Annotated in this window: 22 protein-coding genes and 1 pseudogene; 21 read left to right on the plus strand and 2 right to left on the minus strand. The window is 59.1% G+C overall.

Annotated elements, in window-relative coordinates:
- Positions 1-4: 4 nt before the first annotated feature.
- Positions 5-421 (minus strand): helix-turn-helix transcriptional regulator, encoded by a 417-nt coding sequence (locus P9292_RS25765; RefSeq protein WP_244826705.1) that lies wholly within the window; start codon positions 419-421, stop codon positions 5-7.
- A gap of 307 nt (positions 422-728) precedes the next feature.
- Here P9292_RS25765 and mnmE point away from each other — a divergent pair, with 307 nt between their 5' ends.
- The 13 genes and pseudogenes from mnmE (at position 729) to P9292_RS25825 (ending at position 10235) form a co-directional block, all read left to right on the plus strand.
- Positions 729-2117 carry a tRNA uridine-5-carboxymethylaminomethyl(34) synthesis GTPase MnmE gene (gene mnmE / locus P9292_RS25770; protein ID WP_309964180.1) on the plus strand — a complete coding sequence of 463 codons (1389 nt, stop codon included), beginning with the start codon at positions 729-731 and terminating at the stop codon, positions 2115-2117.
- Between the two features lie 173 nt (positions 2118-2290).
- Positions 2291-3520: a tyrosine-type recombinase/integrase gene (locus tag P9292_RS25775; protein ID WP_309841024.1), complete on the plus strand. Its 1230-nt coding sequence runs from the start codon at positions 2291-2293 to the stop codon at positions 3518-3520.
- An 89-nt stretch (positions 3521-3609) separates the two neighbouring features.
- Entirely contained in the window at positions 3610-4218 is a 609-nt protein-coding gene (locus P9292_RS25780; RefSeq protein ID WP_309841023.1) for a hypothetical protein, read from the plus strand.
- A gap of 301 nt (positions 4219-4519) precedes the next feature.
- Positions 4520-4777 (plus strand): AlpA family phage regulatory protein, encoded by a 258-nt coding sequence (locus P9292_RS25785; protein ID WP_309841020.1) that lies wholly within the window; start codon positions 4520-4522, stop codon positions 4775-4777.
- Complete coding sequence (locus P9292_RS25790) at positions 4774-5427, plus strand: KilA-N domain-containing protein (protein ID WP_309961915.1); 654 nt, start codon at positions 4774-4776, stop codon at positions 5425-5427. Before P9292_RS25785 ends, P9292_RS25790 begins: the two co-directional genes overlap by 4 nt.
- 392 nt (positions 5428-5819) lie before the next feature.
- Entirely contained in the window at positions 5820-5999 is a 180-nt protein-coding gene (locus P9292_RS25795) for a hypothetical protein (protein WP_309841016.1), read from the plus strand.
- Positions 5992-6198 carry a hypothetical protein gene (locus P9292_RS25800; protein ID WP_309841014.1) on the plus strand — a complete coding sequence of 69 codons (207 nt, stop codon included), beginning with the start codon at positions 5992-5994 and terminating at the stop codon, positions 6196-6198. Before P9292_RS25795 ends, P9292_RS25800 begins: the two co-directional genes overlap by 8 nt.
- Positions 6191-6619, plus strand: a complete 429-nt coding sequence (locus P9292_RS25805; protein WP_309841013.1) for a hypothetical protein — start codon at positions 6191-6193, stop codon at positions 6617-6619. Before P9292_RS25800 ends, P9292_RS25805 begins: the two co-directional genes overlap by 8 nt.
- Positions 6612-6836, plus strand: coding sequence for a hypothetical protein (locus tag P9292_RS25810; RefSeq protein ID WP_309841012.1), 225 nt, complete (start codon positions 6612-6614; stop codon positions 6834-6836). Before P9292_RS25805 ends, P9292_RS25810 begins: the two co-directional genes overlap by 8 nt.
- Positions 6833-7063 carry a transcriptional coactivator p15/PC4 family protein gene (locus P9292_RS25815; RefSeq protein ID WP_309841010.1) on the plus strand — a complete coding sequence of 77 codons (231 nt, stop codon included), beginning with the start codon at positions 6833-6835 and terminating at the stop codon, positions 7061-7063. Before P9292_RS25810 ends, P9292_RS25815 begins: the two co-directional genes overlap by 4 nt.
- A 131-nt stretch (positions 7064-7194) precedes the next feature.
- A complete protein-coding gene (locus tag P9292_RS25820; RefSeq protein WP_309841008.1) occupies positions 7195-7506 on the plus strand; it encodes a hypothetical protein in 312 nt (103 codons plus the stop codon).
- Positions 7503-7739, plus strand: a pseudogene (locus P9292_RS43270) (PriCT-2 domain-containing protein); the annotation flags it as partial. The gene P9292_RS25820 and the pseudogene P9292_RS43270, both read left to right, overlap by 4 nt.
- 210 nt (positions 7740-7949) lie before the next feature.
- Positions 7950-10235 (plus strand): DUF927 domain-containing protein, encoded by a 2286-nt coding sequence (locus tag P9292_RS25825; RefSeq protein ID WP_309961918.1) that lies wholly within the window; start codon positions 7950-7952, stop codon positions 10233-10235.
- Between the two features lie 1326 nt (positions 10236-11561).
- On the opposite strand, the gene P9292_RS25830 is transcribed toward P9292_RS25825, so the two are convergent.
- Complete coding sequence (locus P9292_RS25830) at positions 11562-11870, minus strand: hypothetical protein (RefSeq protein ID WP_309851356.1); 309 nt, start codon at positions 11868-11870, stop codon at positions 11562-11564.
- Positions 11871-12182: 312 nt separating this feature from the next.
- Here P9292_RS25830 and P9292_RS25835 point away from each other — a divergent pair, with 312 nt between their 5' ends.
- From P9292_RS25835 to P9292_RS25870, 8 genes are all read left to right on the plus strand, one after another.
- Positions 12183-12467, plus strand: coding sequence for an HNH endonuclease signature motif containing protein (locus P9292_RS25835; protein WP_309851359.1), 285 nt, complete (start codon positions 12183-12185; stop codon positions 12465-12467).
- A gap of 267 nt (positions 12468-12734) precedes the next feature.
- Positions 12735-13001 (plus strand): hypothetical protein, encoded by a 267-nt coding sequence (locus P9292_RS25840; RefSeq protein ID WP_409015196.1) that lies wholly within the window; start codon positions 12735-12737, stop codon positions 12999-13001.
- Entirely contained in the window at positions 12998-14512 is a 1515-nt protein-coding gene (locus tag P9292_RS25845; protein ID WP_309961920.1) for a terminase TerL endonuclease subunit, read from the plus strand. The genes P9292_RS25840 and P9292_RS25845 overlap by 4 nt, the downstream gene beginning before the upstream one ends.
- 38 nt (positions 14513-14550) lie before the next feature.
- Complete coding sequence (locus P9292_RS25850; protein WP_309961921.1) at positions 14551-16452, plus strand: phage major capsid protein; 1902 nt, start codon at positions 14551-14553, stop codon at positions 16450-16452.
- 75 nt (positions 16453-16527) lie between these two features.
- Complete coding sequence (locus P9292_RS25855; protein WP_309961923.1) at positions 16528-17799, plus strand: phage portal protein; 1272 nt, start codon at positions 16528-16530, stop codon at positions 17797-17799.
- Positions 17780-18103 (plus strand): head-tail connector protein, encoded by a 324-nt coding sequence (locus P9292_RS25860; protein ID WP_309961926.1) that lies wholly within the window; start codon positions 17780-17782, stop codon positions 18101-18103. Before P9292_RS25855 ends, P9292_RS25860 begins: the two co-directional genes overlap by 20 nt.
- The gene (locus P9292_RS25865) at positions 18103-18423 is read left to right on the plus strand and encodes a phage head closure protein (protein WP_309851720.1); all 321 of its coding nucleotides are present in this window, start codon (positions 18103-18105) and stop codon (positions 18421-18423) included. The genes P9292_RS25860 and P9292_RS25865 overlap by 1 nt, the downstream gene beginning before the upstream one ends.
- Before the next feature lie 96 nt (positions 18424-18519).
- Positions 18520-18966 (plus strand): hypothetical protein, encoded by a 447-nt coding sequence (locus P9292_RS25870; protein WP_309936406.1) that lies wholly within the window; start codon positions 18520-18522, stop codon positions 18964-18966.
- The last annotated feature ends 16 nt before the right edge of the window (positions 18967-18982 follow it).

The raw sequence follows: 18982 nt of genomic DNA on the forward strand, positions 1-18982 counted from the left end.
AGCTTCACCGCTTCGCCGCCCCATAAAACTGCTGCACAAGCTCCTCGACCAGATACCGATGATGCGGCGACAACGCCTCGATCTTCGACACAAGCTCGAGCGTTTCCCCGGACGCCGGGTATTGCTCATCCCGTACGAGCGGCTTTGGCGTCCCCTGAGCGATACCGCCCGGCGACGGTCCATAGTGCAGCCAGTGCAACTCCACCTTGAACCATTCGGCCAATACTTCCAGCTTGTCGATGGTCGGAATCGAACGCCCGGTGAGCCACTTGTGCGCCGTTTGAGGGGAAACCGCTTCGCCGTGATAACGGAGACTGAATTTTTTGGCGAGATCGGTCGCGCCGCGCAGCTTCTCAGGTGCGCGGGTCATCGAGAACTTAAGCCGCTCGGAGAAATCGGCTTTTTCTTGTGGTGTAGGCATAGTGCAATTGTGCGAGGCAACCGTTGCCTATGCGTCAACCAATCGCGTTAGAAGTGGCGGAAATATTCGTCGTTTTATCTTGTGTAAGCGTTACCGATCACTGCCAAAAGGCAATCAAGCTTGGCTCTCAGACCGTCGTCAGTGCTGCCTAAGCTGCGAATTTGTTGTAGAAAATGGCGTGAGTCGCATGCGTTTGTCCGTATCTCAAATAAGATACGTCAAGAATTTTCCTAGCGGGCGTGATGTCCGGCAGCTACGCGTCTCAGCGCGATACAATCCCCGCACCCGAAATCCCTGCTTTCCTCACATGTTCAGCAACGACTCCGATCCGATTGTCGCCATCGCCACCGCGCCCGGACGCGGCGGGATTGGCGTCGTGCGGCTGTCGTTCGGACGCGCGGGTGAGCGCGCCGCGCACCTCGCGATGTTCGCGCTGTGCGGCCAATCGTTGCACGCGCGCCACGCTAGCTACGTGCCGTTTCTCGACGGCAACGGCGAGGCGCTCGATCGCGGCATCGCGCTCTACTTTCCCGCGCCGCACTCGTACAGCGGCGAATATGTTCTTGAATTGCAGGGTCACGGCGGGCCAATCGTGCTTCAACTCGTGCTGCAACGCGCGCTCGACGTCGGACGCGAGTTCGGCCTGAGACTTGCCGAGCCCGGTGAATTCACGCGACGCGCGTTTCTCAACGACAAGCTCGATCTCGCACAGGCCGAAGCCGTCGCCGATCTGATCGAGGCCAGCACGGAAGCCGCCGCGCGCTCCGCGGGCCGCTCGCTCGAAGGCGCGTTTTCGCGCGAAATCCACGCGCTCGTCGAAGACGTCATCAATTTGCGGATGCTGGTTGAAGCGACTCTGGACTTCCCCGAGGAAGAGATCGACTTCCTGGAAGCAGCGGACGCGCGCGGCAAGCTCGCACGCATTCGCGAGCGCTTGAACACCGTCCTCGCCGATGCCCGGCAGGGCGCCTTGCTGCGGGAAGGCTTATCGGTCGTGCTGGCCGGGCAGCCGAACGTGGGCAAATCGTCGCTGCTGAACGCGCTGGCCGGCGCGGAGCTCGCTATCGTCACGCCGATTGCCGGCACCACGCGCGACAAGGTCGCTCAGACCATTCAGGTGGAAGGCATACCGCTGCATATCATCGATACGGCGGGGCTGCGCGACACGGAAGACGAAGTCGAGCGAATTGGTATCGAGCGGACTTGGGGTGAGATCGAGCGCGCCGACGTCGTGTTGCATTTGCTCGACGCCCGCAGCGGGATGACGAGCGAAGACGACGCGATCGCCGCGCGTTTCCCCGATGGCGTGCCGGTCGTGCGCGTGCTGAACAAAACGGACCTGGCGGGCACACCAGCCGCAAGCCGCGACGCGGACGGCGACGCGCGCCAAGTCAATCTCTCGGCGAAGACGGGCGAAGGCATCGCGCTCTTGCGAGAAATGCTGCTCAAGATTGCCGGATGGCAGGCAGGCGCGGAGAGCGTGTATTTGGCGCGCGAACGGCATCTCATCGCGTTGCGGGCGGCGCGCGAACATCTGGCGCTGGCGGCCGCCCACGCCGATCAGAACTCACAGGCGCTTGATTTATTCGCTGAAGAGCTGCGCCTCGCTCAAGAAAATCTCAATGCAATCACGGGTGAGTTCACTTCCGATGATCTACTGGGCGTGATTTTCAGCCGGTTTTGCATCGGCAAGTAACCAGCCATACAACGTTTCCCGGCTATTTCCAGCAAAGGCTTATCCGCCAAGCCTTTCAGGGATTATTTGCTATACTTTGACGTAGCTTGAAAACGCTAGTAATCGCGGCTTGTGGTACACAGGATGGTACACAGCGCCGCGAGCAGCGATTTTGTGTACCAAAAAACCCCTCTATGCCCCGCGCCACCAGGCCTCTCAACGATTCTCAGATTCGCGCGCTGAAGCCACGCGCGACCCGCTATTGCCTAGCCGACGGGAACGGCCTCATCCTTGAAGTGATGCCGACGGGAAGGAAAGTCTGGCGTTTCCGATATTCCCTCCATGGCAATCGGCAGCCACTAGTTACCATCGGTGAATACGGCAAAATTTCGCTGAAGGCGGCGCGAATCAAGGCACAGCACTACGCCGCGATCGTCGCATCCGGCGTATCGCCGGTTTCCACCGCTCGACAGGATCGTGGGGCGGAAAAGCGCATTGACACTCTGAAGGATTGCGCTGAACTCTATCTCGCCGCAGAAATCGACGGCAAGTCGGCGGACTACCGACGAACGACGCGACGGACGCTCGAAAAGGACATCTATCCCGCCATCGGCAGCATGCGTATCGGCGACGTAAGCGCGGCCGATGTGCTCGCAATCTGCGACAAAATCAAAGGGCGCGGCTCGCCGAAGATGGCGCTGCACACGCGAAATGTATTGAAGCGGCTTTACGAGTACGCGATCGCGCGCCAGCTCGCGAGCGTCAACCCCGCGTCGATGATCCCCGCACGCTTTGTGGCAACGACTGAGAGCCGGACGAGAGTGCTGGCACCAAATGAAATCGGCACGATGCTGCGCGCCATTTATGCATCAGATATTCGCCGTCCATTGAAGCTTGCTCTGCATCTGCTGACGCTGACGATGGTGCGCAAATCGGAATTGATTGAAGCAACTTGGGATGAATTCGATCTTAACGAGGCCGTCTGGAGAATCCCTGCCGCGCGAATGAAGAAGGATCGGGAGCACTGGGTATATCTGCCCCATCAGGCCGTCGTGATGCTCACAGAATTGTCGCAAACGCGCACGAGCCGCACCTTCGTCTTCCCCACAGTGCGCGGTCCAGATCGACCAATTGCGAAAAGCACGCTCAATCAGGCCGTCAAGGCGCTTGGCTTGGAGGTCGAGCACTTTGTGCTGCACGACTTGCGCCGAACCGCGTCGACGCACCTGCACGAGATGGGTCAGTCGTCCGATGCGATCGAAAAGGCGCTTGCTCACTCGATCAGAGGGATGAAAGGCGTTTATAACCGTGCCGAATACGGAACAGAGCGGCAGCGGATTTTGCAGCTATGGGCCGACTTCGTGGACGCTCAAATTGATGAAGGCCAAGGTGTTTTGATTGGCCGCTTCAAACGAGCGTCTTAAAAAAGGGTCCGCGCCTGCCTCTGTGAGGTAAAACGGGGTTCCCCTCTCCGTGCGGCGCGGCAAATCAGCAAGGGGCGCGTGAAAGTGCAATGGACACTCCCGACTACCGATATTGGATGGCTCTCGATCGATGGAACCGCAGTGAGGCGGCGATGTTGCTGGATAACAAGGATCCGGATAAGCATCGCGGCGCAAAACTGTCGTCCCCCGACGCTGACCATATCTATCCCGACGCTCGAAAAATCTATCGCATGTTGGAGCGATTCAGTTGGGCTTCATATGGAGGCAACGAATACAAGACGAAGGAGCGCCCGCTATACATCATTGACGCAGCGCGTCGCATGGGGATAGCGGTGCCTGAGCCGCTCTTGCAAGAGGCAAAACGTCGCCAAGAGCGCGACCAACCGATCGCAGAGCAACCTGATTCGGTAAGTCGTCCTGCGTCGTCGCAAACAAAAGAACGCGCGACCATGCTTAAGTTAATCCTGGCGCTGGCGTGCGGCGGTTACGGAATGAAGGTTGATGCGACTCGCAATTTGCAAGCGAAGTCTATGCGGACCGATTGCGAACGGCTTGGAATCCCTTTAGATGATGAAACGATAAAAAAATATCTGGACGAGGCTAAAGCGCTCCGTCGGGCAATACTCGCCGAGCAGGGCCCGTATAACGCGCCAGCAGCATCGCGTGGATCGTCATAACGCTATACGCACTGAGACGGAGTGCGATGTATTGCACGCGAATGCGCTGTATTAGGGCGTATCGGTGCGAAACAGTGCATATCCTACCGGATTCCATTAGACAGAAAATCGCTCAAACCCTTTGTGCACAAGGGTTTGAGGGCGATAGCATAACTGACACAAAGAATCCTGAACCTCCCCGCAAAACCTTTCCACTAATAGATCCGCATCCGAATTCGGATATTGCCGCGGCCATCCGGACACTTGATAGCGAATAAAACTAAGAATTGCCACGCCTTCCCAACTACAGAAAGGTTTGAACGTGGCAAACAAGATCTCTCCGACGCGCGCTAAAGGCGCAAGGGACTCACACCCGATCTCGCTTCCGCTCGATGGTCTATCGCGCTGGAATGACATTAAACACTTTGTGCCGATGAGCCGAGAAAGCCTTCGGCAACGCGAGCTTTCCGGGCGTTTCCCGCGACGCCAATATCTGACCAAACGGTGCGCTGTCTGGTCAAATCGGGAAATCCATCAATGGTTCGCAGATCCGGTCAACTATCGGGCGGAGACTGTATGAAGACGAGCATCGCTAAATGCAGCCAGACGTCGATCCAAGCCAAATACGACGGCGTGCAGATCTCGTTCACCGGTGATGCATGGTTCAACGCTACTGCCGCTTCTAAGAAATACGGTAAAAGCCCGCATGAATGGACGCGCTTGTCGGACACGGTGCGATATGTCCGCGCCCTCGAGAATAGAAACGGGAAAATCCCGTTTCTAAAAGTCGTCCGTGGCGGCCGCGGTCGGCCAGACGCGACTTGGATGCACCCGAAGCTTGCGGTTCGCTTTGCCCAATGGCTGGATGTCGATTTCGCAGTTTGGTGTGACGAGCAAATCGATCACATTCTGCGCGGAGGACTGTCGTTGCTTTCGAAGAGCGGCACGCAGCGCAGCGACACACCGGACCGTGAGCCCTTGCTCACAACGGCCGCCGCTATCGTCGCTCGCCATCGCCTCCCCTTCTCCACCGTCTACGAAGCACTCAACACGTTTGCCGGCGTCGCGCATGCCCGCGAGATGAGCTGCGATCAGGTAGCAGACGCGTCTCTGTTCGGATCTCGGCTGTTAAACGGAACGGCAACCGCAGAAGACTTCGCGTTGCTGGAGCGGCGGCGCATTGAATTTGGCGCAACTGCAAGCCAAACCTCCCTTCTGGGAGGTCTGTGATGATAGGCAAAAAAAAGGCTGGCGCATTTGCCAGCCAAATGAACAACCCCGAAAGCGATATTAGGTCAGCGCGAGCACAGTCGCTATCTGTCGGGTACGAAAATGCACACGGCTTGACGAGGCGGGAATCCGTCGTCTATCCTGTGAAACGTGGGAGGAGACATCTCTCGCTCGGGTTTAGCAGCTCGACTTGCATATGGCGGACAACCGCCTCTCGGCGGTATTTTTTCGTCCGCTGCCATGTGTTCGCCTTCAATGGCCGGGCCTTGGTGGGGGAGCGTTCGCGCTCGCCGGTTTCCATATGCGCCGGTCTGCTAACCCTGCCTTGTGCCTGGCCACCCCGTTTAGCAGCGGGGGCCGGGTTCGCTAACTCTGCATATGGAGGCCGCACCATGCGACTCGCTATCCCCGCTCGTTCTGAGCAAATCAAAACTCCGCTTCAAATCCAAATCATCAATCGCGCCCTGCGCGATGCAGCGCTCGCGCCCAGTGCCAACGACGCGCTCGACTGCTGCGCCGAAGCACTTCTTCACCTTGCTGAAATCGCCCGTGCGGAGGCGCGCCATGACTAATCTCGTCCCTAGCGCCAACCGTGCACCTGACATTGGTGAACTCTTCATCGCAGTCCAGCAGCTTGATGCTCTGCTTGCCGTGATCGAAGAATGCGCATCCGATAACGAGTCTGGCCGTGCTTTCTTGCTCGCTCAGCTCGGCCAAGTCATGACAGCAGACTTGCTGAAGCAGTTCGATACGGAGGTTCGTCATGGCTAAGACCACAGAAGCGATCGTTTGTCGACACACGACGGCCGCAGGCTTGATTGACTTCTTCTTCGAGCGCTTCAACACCGCCCATGCGTCGGACAGTGAATTGCAATATCTCGCGGACTTCACAGGCACCGTCGCTGACATGGCTGAATCGCTGTCTACGCTGACCGCGGGCATCGGTATGTTGGTGAGCGCGGATAGTCGGTCGGAGAACAAGCACCTTCGCGTCGAAGCTTTGCAGGGTAAAGATGAACCGTCACTACTCTTTCATATCGCGGCTGAGATCGAGCTGATCGCTCGCATTGCGGAAGTAGCAGCCGACTCAAACGGCTATCTGCAACAACGGTTCATTGACCGTCTCAAGGTTGAGCGCTCTCGTCGTAGCTTTAACGATGAGTACTCCTCACAGGAGATTAGTCATGGCTAAGCACAGTGAAATGCCGACGAAGGTGCAACAGATCCACGACACCTTGCAGATGCTGCTGATCGCTATCAGCCATCTCCCTATCAGCGACGATCACCCTATTTATGGAGTCGTGCACATGCTGATCGATCAATCTCGCGATGTCGCCAATAAGCTGTCTGATCCTCAGTACGCGGGTGAAAGCACGAGCGATAAGAGCGGTTCGAAGGAGGACGTATGAGTACGGTCGATCAAGACAAGATGGTGATGGAGGTTCAGAAGAACGCGACGCAACGCGTTCGTATCTCGCATCGCTGGTACAAGGGCCGTCAGTACGTTGATGTTCGTCTGGTGGTCGTCGATATGGCGGGTGATTTTGTGCCGACTCGACAGGGCATCATGCTTCGCCCGGAATTGCTTGCGCAGGTCATTCAAGGGCTGACGCTGGCCGCGCGGGAGGTTGTATGAAAACCAGACAGAATATGGGCAAGAGGACGGTCATTCTGCGTAGCGCCCAAGAAATTTGGGACGAGCGCTGTCGAAAGCAAGCTTCCGCTAGCGGCGCGGATCGTCGCATAAACGAGAACTACGAACTGGGTATGCCCATCGCTGAGGGCGAGTATGCAAGCCCGACGCAATGTGTGCTGATGTGCGGCTTCCTCGTGTTTCAGAAGAAGAAGGTTGATGAAGAAGTGCGCCAGTACGCACGCCGCGTGCTCGATGTTGTATTTGCCGCAGCCGCCGAGAACGGATTTCGCAACAGCGATCTGCTTGAAACCATGATGTCCAAGCGTGAACCCTCGCCGCGCATGCGCGTTCTCGCAGGACAAGCGACGGCGGCGATCGGCGACAACCTTGCTTTCGCTCGCGTGGTTGCACGGGCAGGTGTCATTGCGGGAGGCAAGCAATGAGCACCGTCTTTGACCATCATCAGCGCATCCTCGAAGCACTGTCATACATCCCGCCGGACTGTGAGCGAGACGTATGGTTTCGAGTTGCTGCTGCGTTGAAAAACGAAGAGGGAGAAGCAGCGTTCGAGACCTTCGACATGTGGAGTAAGGCAAGCCCGAATTACTCGGCCGCTGACACGCGCGACACTTGGCGCTCGATCCGTCCCGACGCCGGAATCACGATCGCTACGCTGTTCGCGATCGCGAAGCGGTACGGCTACAACACGCGCTCGAAAGTCGGCACGGTTGTCGATCCGAAGGAGGTCGAGCGTCGTCGTGTTGAGCGCGACGCCCGTGTTGCGCAGGACGCGCAGCAACGAGAGGTGAAACGCAAGCATGCAGCATCGCTTGCGCTTGCCATCATCGAGAAGGCCGAGCCGGCACGCGACGATCATCCGTATCTGTTGCGCAAGGGTGTCAGTGCTGTTGATACCCTTTACGAAATCGACGATACGAAGCTTCAGAAGTTGATCGGCTACCGTCCACAGTGCGGCGGGGCGCACCTCGAAGGGCGAATCCTGATTGCGCCAGTGACCATTAACGGCGCGATCACGACAGTCGAGATGATCGACGAGTCGGGCCGCAAGTCAGCGCTGGCGAACGGCGAGAAAGCGGGCGGCTGTTGGTTCGCGTGCGCCCTGCCCGAGAAGTCCGAGCGCATCCTCATTGCTGAAGGTGTCGCCACGGCGCTGTCGGCTCACCTGTGTACGGGTGAGGCGGCTGTGGCAGCGCTCTCGGCGGGCAATCTCACGAAGGTCACGCAGACAATGCGTGCTGCCTATCCCGATGCTGAAATCACCGTGCTGGCCGATCTTGGAAATGGGCAACAGAAGGCAGTTGAGGCGGCGCGATCGGTGGGTGGCGCCGTCGCTGTGCCCGACTTCGGAGATACGCGTGCAGATAACGAAACCGACTTCAACGACATGCACACACGGTTTGGCACGGCCGCTGTCGCCTCGCAGATCAAGAAAGCTGCAAAGCCTGACGGTGACGGTCGACCAGATAAGGGCTGTGTGCCACGCGGCTTCTCAATAACGAAGGAAGGTGTCTTCTATACAGACGATGACGGCATGCCGCATTGGATGTGCTCACCGCTTCATGTGCGTGCCTTGGTTCGTGATCGCGCGTCCGAGAACTGGGGGCGACTGCTGGAGTGGACGGACGCCGATGACCATCCTCACGTGTGGGCCATGCCGATGGAGATGTTGCGCTCGGACGGCGCGGACATGCGCGGCGAACTCGCTCGGCTCGGACTGGACATCGCGCCAAGCAATCGAGCACGTAACAAGCTCACGGAGTACGTGACGACCGCCAAACCAAAAGCGCGGGGGCGGTGCGTCACTCGCACGGGCTGGCATAGCGGCGCTTTCGTCTTCCCCGACCAAACCATCGGAAACGCGTCCGAACGTGTCATCTTTCAATCGGAGGCAATTATGCGTGCATATTCACAGGCCGGAACGTTAGACGACTGGAAGCGCGACGTCGCTTCGTATTGCTCGGGCAACTCCCGCATGCTGGTCGCGGTCTCGACGGCATTTGCCGGGATGATGCTCGCGTATTCGGGTCAGGAGTCGGGCGGCCTGAACTTCGTTGGCGACTCGTCGACAGGTAAAACGACGGCGCTTCGAGCCGCTTGCAGTGTCTACGGCGGACCCGAGTACATGCAGCGGTGGCGCGCAACCTCGAACGGGCTTGAGGGTTTGGCCGCGCTTCACAACGACACGCTGCTCGTGCTTGATGAACTCGCGCAGGTCGATCCTCGGGAGGCAGGCGAGATCGCCTACATGCTGGCCAACGGCAGTGGCAAGGCACGAGCGGGGCGAACCGGCTCGGCGCGGGCGCGGCAATCGTGGCGGCTGCTGTTTCTGTCGGCAGGCGAGATCGGCCTCTCACAGCACATGCAGGCAGGTGGGAAGAAGGCCAAGGCGGGCCAGGAGGTGCGCCTGGTCGAAATTCCGGCGGATGCGGGTCGGGGCTTCGGCTTGTTCGAAACGCTGCACGGGCAAGTCGGCGGCGCGCAGCTCTCGACGCTGATCAACGAAGGTTGCAAGCGTAGCTACGGCGTTGCCGCCATCGAGATGCTCAATGCTATTGCCAATGAGCCGGAGGTAATCGAACAGTACTTGCGTCAGGAGACAGCCAGATTCGTCGCTGAGCACCTACCGGCTGATGCCAGCGGACAAGCTCACCGTGTTTGCGAGCGACTCGCGCTCATTGGTTTGGCGGGCGAATACGCGACGAATCGAGGTATTACTGGATGGCAAGACGGCGAGGCGCAATCAGCCGCAGCTTATTGCTTTAAAGCGTGGTTGAGCAATCGCGGCGGCGCGGGGAATCACGAACATACTGCGATTCGCGCTCACGTAAAAGCGTTCTTCGAAGCGCATGAAGAGTCTCGCTTTACCGACTTAAACGACATGTCGGAAAGACCGACGATTAATCGAGCGGGATTTAAAAGAACGGTTGACGGTGTTGTTGAGTATCTCGTTTTTCCGGAGGTATTTAAACGCGAAATTTGCAATGATCTGGATGCAAAAAACGCCGCCAAGCTTCTTATCGATTCTGGCTGGATCAGGCCTGCCGCAAACGGGTGGGCGCAGCGCGCTGAGCGACTTCCCGGGAAGGGGCCGACGCGCATGTACGTCTTCACTTCGTCGCTCTGGTCGGGAAACTCTTCACCATCCTGCTGAATATCGCTGTTACGGCTGTTACGCTGTTACAAAAACGCGCAAAGCCCCAGTGGGCGGGGCTTTGCGCGTAACAGCGAAAGCGTAACAGCGAGGCGGTGTAACAGCGCACCGCTGTAACCTCGACGCACGATGCTCCACCGTTCTATCAACTCCGCTGTTACAGCACGCCGCTGTTACGCTTTCGCTGTTACGCGCAAACCTTCACCGGTAAAGGCTTTCGACGAATGTGTAACAGCGTAACAGCCGTAACAGCGAAAAAAAACAGATGGGTGAGACTTTTTCAGCGGATTCCGTGCGGCCATCGAGGCGCCTTACATGTGGCGCTCGGGAAAGAGCAGGAGAAAGTCGTCGCTAACTCATGATTTTGACTCGATTCAGTCGTTAGGAGGGTAAGTACAACCATGCATTTTCATACTATCTTTCATGCATTGACGGTAACCAGATTCCGCTTTCGAATTGCATTTTTCCATGCTATCCATGAATATGTGAAAACATCTACTTTCGGCGTCGTCATCTCTTATCTGCGAAACGACATAACCGATTATCAAAAGAAAAAGCAGTGCAATCAAAATGTATTTTAACTGCCGTCTTGTTAGAAAACATTGCATATTAAAAGAAGAAGTAGATGGGCCGCCGTTTTGAACTACCTAGATCCGCTATTAGATATCAAATGCGGCTGTTCGCAAATCGTACTTGTCCTGGAAATATCGTGTTTAGATAGCAATTGTGGGCAAGACTGACATGTTTGCCTTCGTGCGCCCTCTTAGGTACACGATTCAAAATCGATGACTCGTAGGTTAAGAGCTGCGTTCGTGCTTAGGTCGTCGCTTTACATTCAGAGGAGATGGCGGCAACGCTGGCAAAGGCCTCTCGTGAGGATTCAGGAACTGCGGCGAGCCGGCTACCGACTGCCATCCTCGGTGATGACATACGAAAAGAAAACGGGAGCTCAAGACTTAGCCCCCGTTTGTTGCACACGCAGTGGCGAGGAAGTGGCGAAGTGCACCGCGCAAAACCGTGTCATTGCTCGATTGCCCATTCTTGTGGGTCATCGGTCGCGATTTATCACAATCGCGGCCGACGTAAGGCAGAGACTATTCGCGCGCCTCCTCACCACTCGTGCTCCGCATGTCGGGAGGTACGAGCGTCGGGTGCACTCGGTGGATTGGATTCAAACCTTCGCTCAAGATCTCACCTAAGATATTCCCGATAGCCAATCGACACCGTGTCTGCTCGTCCTCCGGCAATTCGGACCATATTTCTAGAAGCATATTGTTTAGCTCCGCTCCTGCTTGCAACAACGCGCGGTTGAACTTCTCAGCGGTATTAAGATTTTTTATCATGCTCTCGTTTTCCTAGACAGCCGTGTTGAGCTTTGCACTTGTTCACACAGTTAAAAAACCCGAAGCCGTGATCGCAAGTGGGTAAATGGGTTTCGCTACAACATGCTCGACAATCTGATTCCACTTTCTTGCAATTGTCGTTGCCCACGCACTCTGCGGGATGGTTTTGAGTGACCGGATTCTCATCCTGCGAACTGGCTGCCGCAAGTTGGCCACCAGCTGCCATAGCAACGGTTGCTGTACAGGCGATGGCCCCAAGAACGCCTGTCCATTTTAGGCTCAGCGCTTTCATCTGCATCCTCCAAAAGTAACCGGGGATGGCCCTCCCGATGAGGATCGATCCCGGTTGTCACGCGTCAAGCTAACGCGCTATCGAATGATCAGTAAAACCGCCAAGCCTTTGTTCAAAAATCGTTTAAAAAAAGTTCCAAGCGAAGTTTTGCTCCTAACTTCGAGCCTGGTTGTTGAAATCATTGCGCGCCACGTTGTCGTACGTTCGAACTGAATTTCGCGCAGCAACAACCGAATGAAAGTATTTGTCTAATGAATAGTTACAATTGTTATTTAGAGGAATCTATCAAGGATGTTTGGGAAGCCCTCATCGATGCGATCCCACGGTCGGACTCGAGGTCGCCGCTGGCTTCGCCTCCGTTCTCGTATCCTTTCACGCGACCCCGTCTGCGTGCTATGTCGCACCCTCGATCGCACATGCGTCTCGGTTGTCGTGGACCATATCGTTCCGCTTGCGCACGGCGGCACCGACGACGAATCGAATCTGCGTGGCTTGTGCGCGGCCTGTCATGACGAGGTGACGCGTCAGCAGTTTGGGTATCGGGAGAAGAAGGCATTCGGTGCTGACGGTATGCCAGCGGATGGCGAGTGGTCATGATGTGTGAGGGGGGCAGGTCGATTTCTGGGAGCGCTTGGGCCGGACACCGACCGTTCCCCTTCGCGACCATAAACGTGGACAAAAAAAGTAGAAAATGGCTCAACGGGGAAGGAAATCCGCGGCATCGCTGGCAACCGCGCCAACGGTGCCAATCGCGCTCGAACAGCGTCTGGCGGCCCCGCTTCACCTGAGTGACGCGGAGCGAGTGGTATGGTTGGAGCTCGTCAGCGACCAGCCGGCTGCGCATTCAGCGCGACTCACGCTCCTTTGCTGGAGATGTACTGCCGGCACGTCGTCAATGCGCGCACCCTCGCTGACGAGCTGCTCAACTTCGAGCGCGCTTGGCTTGCGCGTGATGATGGTCTGAAACGCTATGACCGGCTGCTGGCGATGAGCGAGCGTGAGAGCCGCGCAGCCTCGTCGCTCGCCACGCGCCTGCGCATCACGCGGCAGGCCGTGGAGCACCCGACGACCGCCGGGCGGGCGATTGCCAATCAGAAGAAGGCGAGGAAACCATGGGAGCTGCTCACGTGAGCACCCGTCGTCGGCTTGCGCGCAGCAAACGCAACATTGAATGGATCGAGGCGCACTGCCGGGTACCCGAAGGCCGTCTTGTCGGTCAGCCGGTCAAGCTTACGAAGGAGCAACGGCGCTGGCTTATGCGTATCTACGACACGCCCACGCGTACCTTCATCCTGTCGATGGCGCGCAAAAACGCCAAGACCGCGCTCTCCGCGTTTCTCGTGCTGCTGCACCTTGTCGGGCCTGAGGCGCGCGTCAACAGCCAGCTCTACAGCGCCGCTCAATCGCGCGATCAGGCGGCGGTGCTATTCGAGCTGGCGGCGAAGGTCGTGCGCATGTCGCAGGAGCTCTCGCAGTATGTGACGATCCGCGATACCGCCAAAGAAATGCTGTGCGGCGAGCTGGGCACATTTTTCAAGGCGCTTTCGGCGGATGCGACGACCAAGTTCGGTCTGAGCCCCGCGCTCGTCATCCACGATGAGCTGGGCCAGGTCACGGGGCCGCGCTCACGGCTATATGAGGCGCTTGAAACCGCAACCGGTGGGCAAGAGAGCCCGCTGTCGATCGTGATTAGCACGCAAGCGCCGACCGATGCAGATCTGCTCAGTCTCTTGATCGACGACGCGCTCACGGGCGCCGATCCGCTCAACAAGGTCGAGCTGTACACCACGCCCACGGACATGGACCCGTTCAGCGATCGCGCCATTCGGCTAGCCAATCCGCACTTCGACGTGTTCATGAATCAGGCAGAGGTGCGCCGCATGGCGCGCGAGGCCAAGCGCCTGCCGAGCCGCGAGGCAACCTATCGCAACTTGATCCTCAATCAGCGCGTGGACGCGCGCAATCCGTTCGTCGCCCGCGCCATTTGGATGGAGAACGGCGAGCCGCCTGCCGACATCGACGGCGAGGAGGTCTCGGGTGGCCTCGATCTATCGAGCGTGAACGATCTGACCGCGCTCGTGCTGGTGTCAGACGCGGGCGACGTGCATCCGACCTTCTGGCTACCTGAGGAGGGTCTCGCCGAGAAAGCGCGAGCCGATCGCGTGCCGTATGACGTGTGGGCGCGCGATGGCGTGCTGCAAACAACACCCGGCCGCGCAATCGAATACGAGTTCATTGCCGAGCACCTGCGCACGGTATTCGATCGCTGTCATGTGAAGGCGCTGGCGTTCGACCGCTACAACATGCGCTTCCTAAAGCCGTGGCTTGAGCGTGTTGGCTTCACTGAGGAGGAACTGAGCCGTTTTGTCGAGTTCGGGCAGGGCTTCGTGTCCATGTCACCCGCAATTCGTGAGCTCGAAGCGCGACTCCTCGCACGCAAGCTGCGCCACGGACGACATCCCGTGCTGACCATGTGCGCCGTGAACGCGGTAACGGTCTCGGACCCAGCAGGCAACCGCAAATTCACCAAGCAGAAGGCCACGGGGCGCATTGACGGGATGGTAGCGCTGGCGATGGCGGTGGGCGCAACGCAACTTAATGCGGAGGAAATGGAGAAAGAACCGCAGATGTTCTTTATCTAAGCATTGTAATTGCATTAAATGCGTGCTATACCGCATCGATGCACAATTGCTATCGATCAACCCCGGTTCTGACGCGATTCGTTGCGAAGAACACGCCCGCGCCGTCGAACAAAGCGTTCTCCCGACTTCAGGTCAAACGCCTCGACGAGGATTCCCGCACCCTCATCGGTATTGCCAGCACCCCCACGCCCGATCGTGTCGGCGATGTGGTCGTGCCAGATGGCATCCAGTTCAAGACGCCGTTTCCGCTGTTGTGGCAGCACGACCCGCGTCGGCCGATCGGCACCGTGACGAAATTGACTGTGACCCAGGCGGGCGTCGAAGTCGAGGCAAGCATCGCCCCCGCGGGGACTGCGGCCTACATCGACGAGGCCTACAGCTTAATCAAGGCGGGGCTCGTGCCGGGACTGTCGATCGGCTTTCGTCCCATCGACGCGGAGTTCGACCGCTCAACCGGGGGCTTTCTCATCAAGGCGTGCGAGCTCTTCGAAATCAGTGCCGTCACCATCCCGGCGAGCGCCGACGCCGCCATTCAAACCATCAAATCGCATGACAGCGCACACGGGGCTATGCCCGTCGTGCGCTTGAGCGCATCTCGCCCCAAGGAAACCGATATGACCATCGCAGAACGACTCAAGGCTGTCGCCACCCGGCGCGCCGCCCACCTCGAACGACGCAAGGCGCTTATGGACGCGGCCGCTGCCGAGGGCGAGCGCACGCTCAATGACGACGAGTCGGCCGAATACGACCAGCTCGGCCTTGAACTGAAGTCGCTGGACGCTCACGAGGTGCGGCTCAAGGAGCAGCAAGCCCTTGAAGCGAAGTCGGCCGTGCCGGTCTCGGGCGGCCCCGCCTCGCACGCCCCGATCATGCTTAAGCCAAATGTAGCCAAGGGCACGGCTTTTACACGCTACGCCATCGCGCTGATGCGCTCCAAGGGTAACGTCATGCAGGCCGTCGAGATCGCCAAGGAGTGGAAGGACTCGACGCCTGAGGTCGAGTTGGTGCTCAAGGCGGCGGTGCAGGCGGGGACCACCACCGATCCGGCGTGGGCCAAGCCGCTGGTGGAGTATCAGAGCATGGCGAGCGAATTCATCGACTTGCTGCGCCCGGCCACGATTGTCGGGCGCATCGAGCACTTCCGGCGCGTGCCGTTCAACATCAAGGTGCCCGGTCAGGTCACGGGCTCCTCGGTCAACTGGGTCGGAGAAGGCAAGCCCACGCCTGTCTCCTCCTTGGCCTTTAACACCACCTCGCTCGGCCACTCGAAGGTCGCGGGTCTGGTGGTCATGACCGAGGAGCTGGTGCGCTTCTCAAGCCCTAGCGCCGAGGCGCTGGTTCAGCAAGACCTGATCGCAACGGTGGGCGGCTTTCTTGACGGCCAGTTCATCGATCCGAAGAAGGCCGAAGGGGAGTACGGCGTCTCGCCCGCGTCCATCACGCATGACCTGAACCCGATCAAGGCATCAGGCGTCGATGCGGCGGCCGTGCGCGCGGACGTGAAGGCCGCATTCGACGCCTTCATCGCGGCCAATCTATCGGTCGCCAAGGCGGTCTGGGTCATGTCCGAGAGCACGGCGCTGGCGCTCTCGATGATGCACAACGCGCTGGCGCAACCGGAGTTCCCGGGCCTCACGATGGCGGGCGGCACCTTCTTCGGGCTTCCTGCGCTGCTCTCGCAAACCGCCGGCGACATGATGATTCTCGCCAATGCGTCGGAAATCCTGCTGGCTGACGATGGTGATGTGACGCTCGACGCGAGCCGCGAGGCGTCGGTCGAGATGGAAAGCGGGCCTAAGGGCGGTGCCACGCAGCTCGTCTCGCTCTGGCAGAACGGCTTCGTTGCGATGAAGGCCGCGCGTTTCATCAACTGGAAGCGCCGCCGCACGCAGGCTGTCCAGTACATCACGGGCGTGAAGTACGGCGCGCCCAAGGCTTAAGCGGAATCATTGATGCGCCTGTTTCCGTGGCATAACAAGTCGGCTCCTCGCGCCTCGGTCGTCCCGGCCCGGTCAGTGCACAGCGCGCAAGCTGTCCCGGTCGGCGCAAACAGCTTTATCGGCATGATCCGCGAGGCGTTTGCGGGCGCGTGGCAATCCGGCGAAACGCTCGACTGTCGAGAGAATCTGCTGGCCTTCTCGGCCGTCTACGCGTGCGTCGATCGCATCGCCTCGGACATCGCCAAGCTTGGCGTGCGCTACGTCAGGCGCGAGGGCGTGATCTGGCAGGATTACCGTGCGCCGCGTTTCACGACGCCACTGCGCCGCCCGAATCCGTATCAGAACCGCATCCAGTTCATCAAGGCGTGGCAAAGCTCCAAACTACTCTTTGGCAACGCTTACGTGCTGCTAATGAGAGACGCGATGCGCAATGTTATTGCCATGTACGTGCTTGATCCGACGCGCGTGCGGCCATTGGTGGCCACAAGCGGCGCGGTGTTTTACCAACTCGGCACGGATGCGCTCAGAGGCCTGCCCGAGCAAATCACGGTTCCCGCCTGCGAAATCATCCACGATCGGGGCATTTGCCCATGGCATCCGCTCATTGGCGTGTCGCCTATCGTGGCGGCGGCCGCCGCCGGCACGATGGGCAACCGTATCCAGTTCAACAGCCGCAAGTTCTTCGGCAACCTGTCGCGCCCCGGCGGCATCCTCTCGACCGACGGCAAGATCAGCGATGAGACCGCCAACCGCCTCAAAACGCAGTGGGAAACGAACTACAGCGGCGAGAACGCCGGACGCGTGGCCGTCGTCGGGGACGGCCTGAAATACGCCACCGTCATGATGAGCGCCATCGACGCACAGCTCATCGAGCAACTCAAATGGGCGGTGGAGGATGTCGCGCGCTGCTATCACGTGCCGCTCTACAAGATCGGTGCGGACCCGACGGGCTCGAAGACCGCCGCCAATATCGGCGCGCTTGAGCAGTCCTATTACACCGACTGTCTGCAAGCGCCGATCGAGGAGTTCGAGCTTTGCCTGGACGAGGGGCTTGACGTTCCAGACGGGCAAGGCTTTGAGGTCGATGTGCGGGATCTTTTGCGCATGGACCCCGTGGCGCGCTACGACGCGCATTCCAAAGCGGTGGGCGGCGGGTGGATGATGCCGAACGAGGCGCGTGCGGCCGAGAACCTGCCGCCGGTCGCAGGCGGCGACACGCCTTACCTTCAGCAGCAGAACTTCGCGCTCTCGGCGCTGGCCGCGCGTGACAAGCAGCCCGCGCCGAGCAACACGGCCGCGCGCAGCGAACCTTACGAGGAGCCGACCGATGGCAACGAGCCCGAGTAAGCCGCTGGTGTCGCTCGCGCGTGCCTGTGCACATTTGCGCGTCTCGCCCGGTGAGGATGACGCTGCCATCAACGACCTCATCAGCGCCGCAAGCGACATCGTGATCGACTATCTGAAGAAGCCCGCGCCTGAGGAGTGGAAAGTCGAGAGCGATTTGACGCCGAGCACAGTGCCGGGTCCGGTTCGCTCGGCTGTGCTGCTCGTGCTCGGGCATTTGTACGCAGACCGTGAAGGCGGCGCAAGTCCCATCAGTCCGGCGGTCGAGTCGTTGCTTATGCGCTTTCGTGATCCGGCGGTGGCGTGATGCTCAGAGCTGGCTCACTCAATCGGACGGTGCGCATCGAGCGGCGTGCGCCCCGCGATCCTAACCACGAAGGCCTGCGCTGGGAGACCGTGATGACGGTTCCCGCGAACATCCGCATGCTCTCAGGCAAAGAGGTAATGGCGGCCAACGCGAACGTCTCGATGGGCACGGCGAGCATCCGCATTCGATACCGTACGGATGTAAAGGCAGGAATGCGCGTCGTCCATGGTGACGCAGCGTTTCACATCACCGCCGTGTTGCCCGATTATGCGAGACGCGAGCATGTCGATCTCACCTGCGAGACGGATGATATTCATTAGCCGTCAGACTGATATCGCACAAGGGTACCCGGGATCGAGGACCCCTTGTCAACGAGAACGGGACTGTCTCACCCGTTGTCCCTACGGGGTAGCCAAATGAAAAAGCATCGTGACCTGACGCAACACGATCGCCACGCGGTGGACGATCTCATCAATCGCTGGGTGGAATGGTGCCGCACGCGCCGCATCTTCGTGCCGCCGGTGAAGTCGAATGTGCTTGCTCGGCTTCGGCCGTCACGGCGCACGCGCACCGATGAACCGGACGCGTTTCTGGACGCCGAGATGCCCTACCTGAACATGGCGATTCACGCGCTTTGCGAACGACCCGATTTCGCGGGTGACGCGGAGTGCTTCCTTGGCGTGTACTGGTATCGCGCCAACATCAAAGTGATCGCGCACCAGCTTCAGTGCTCGCGCGGCACGGTCTATAACCGCGCTCGTGCGTTTGCGAAGCGCGCTCAGTCCCATGGCGTCATGATCCGCCGGATACATGAGCACTCCACGACGGTGGACGGCAACGAGATCTTCGCAACTAGTGAATAGCACTATTCGGACGCCC

The organism is Caballeronia sp. LZ001, assembly GCF_031450875.1.
GTDB lineage: Bacteria > Pseudomonadota > Gammaproteobacteria > Burkholderiales > Burkholderiaceae > Caballeronia.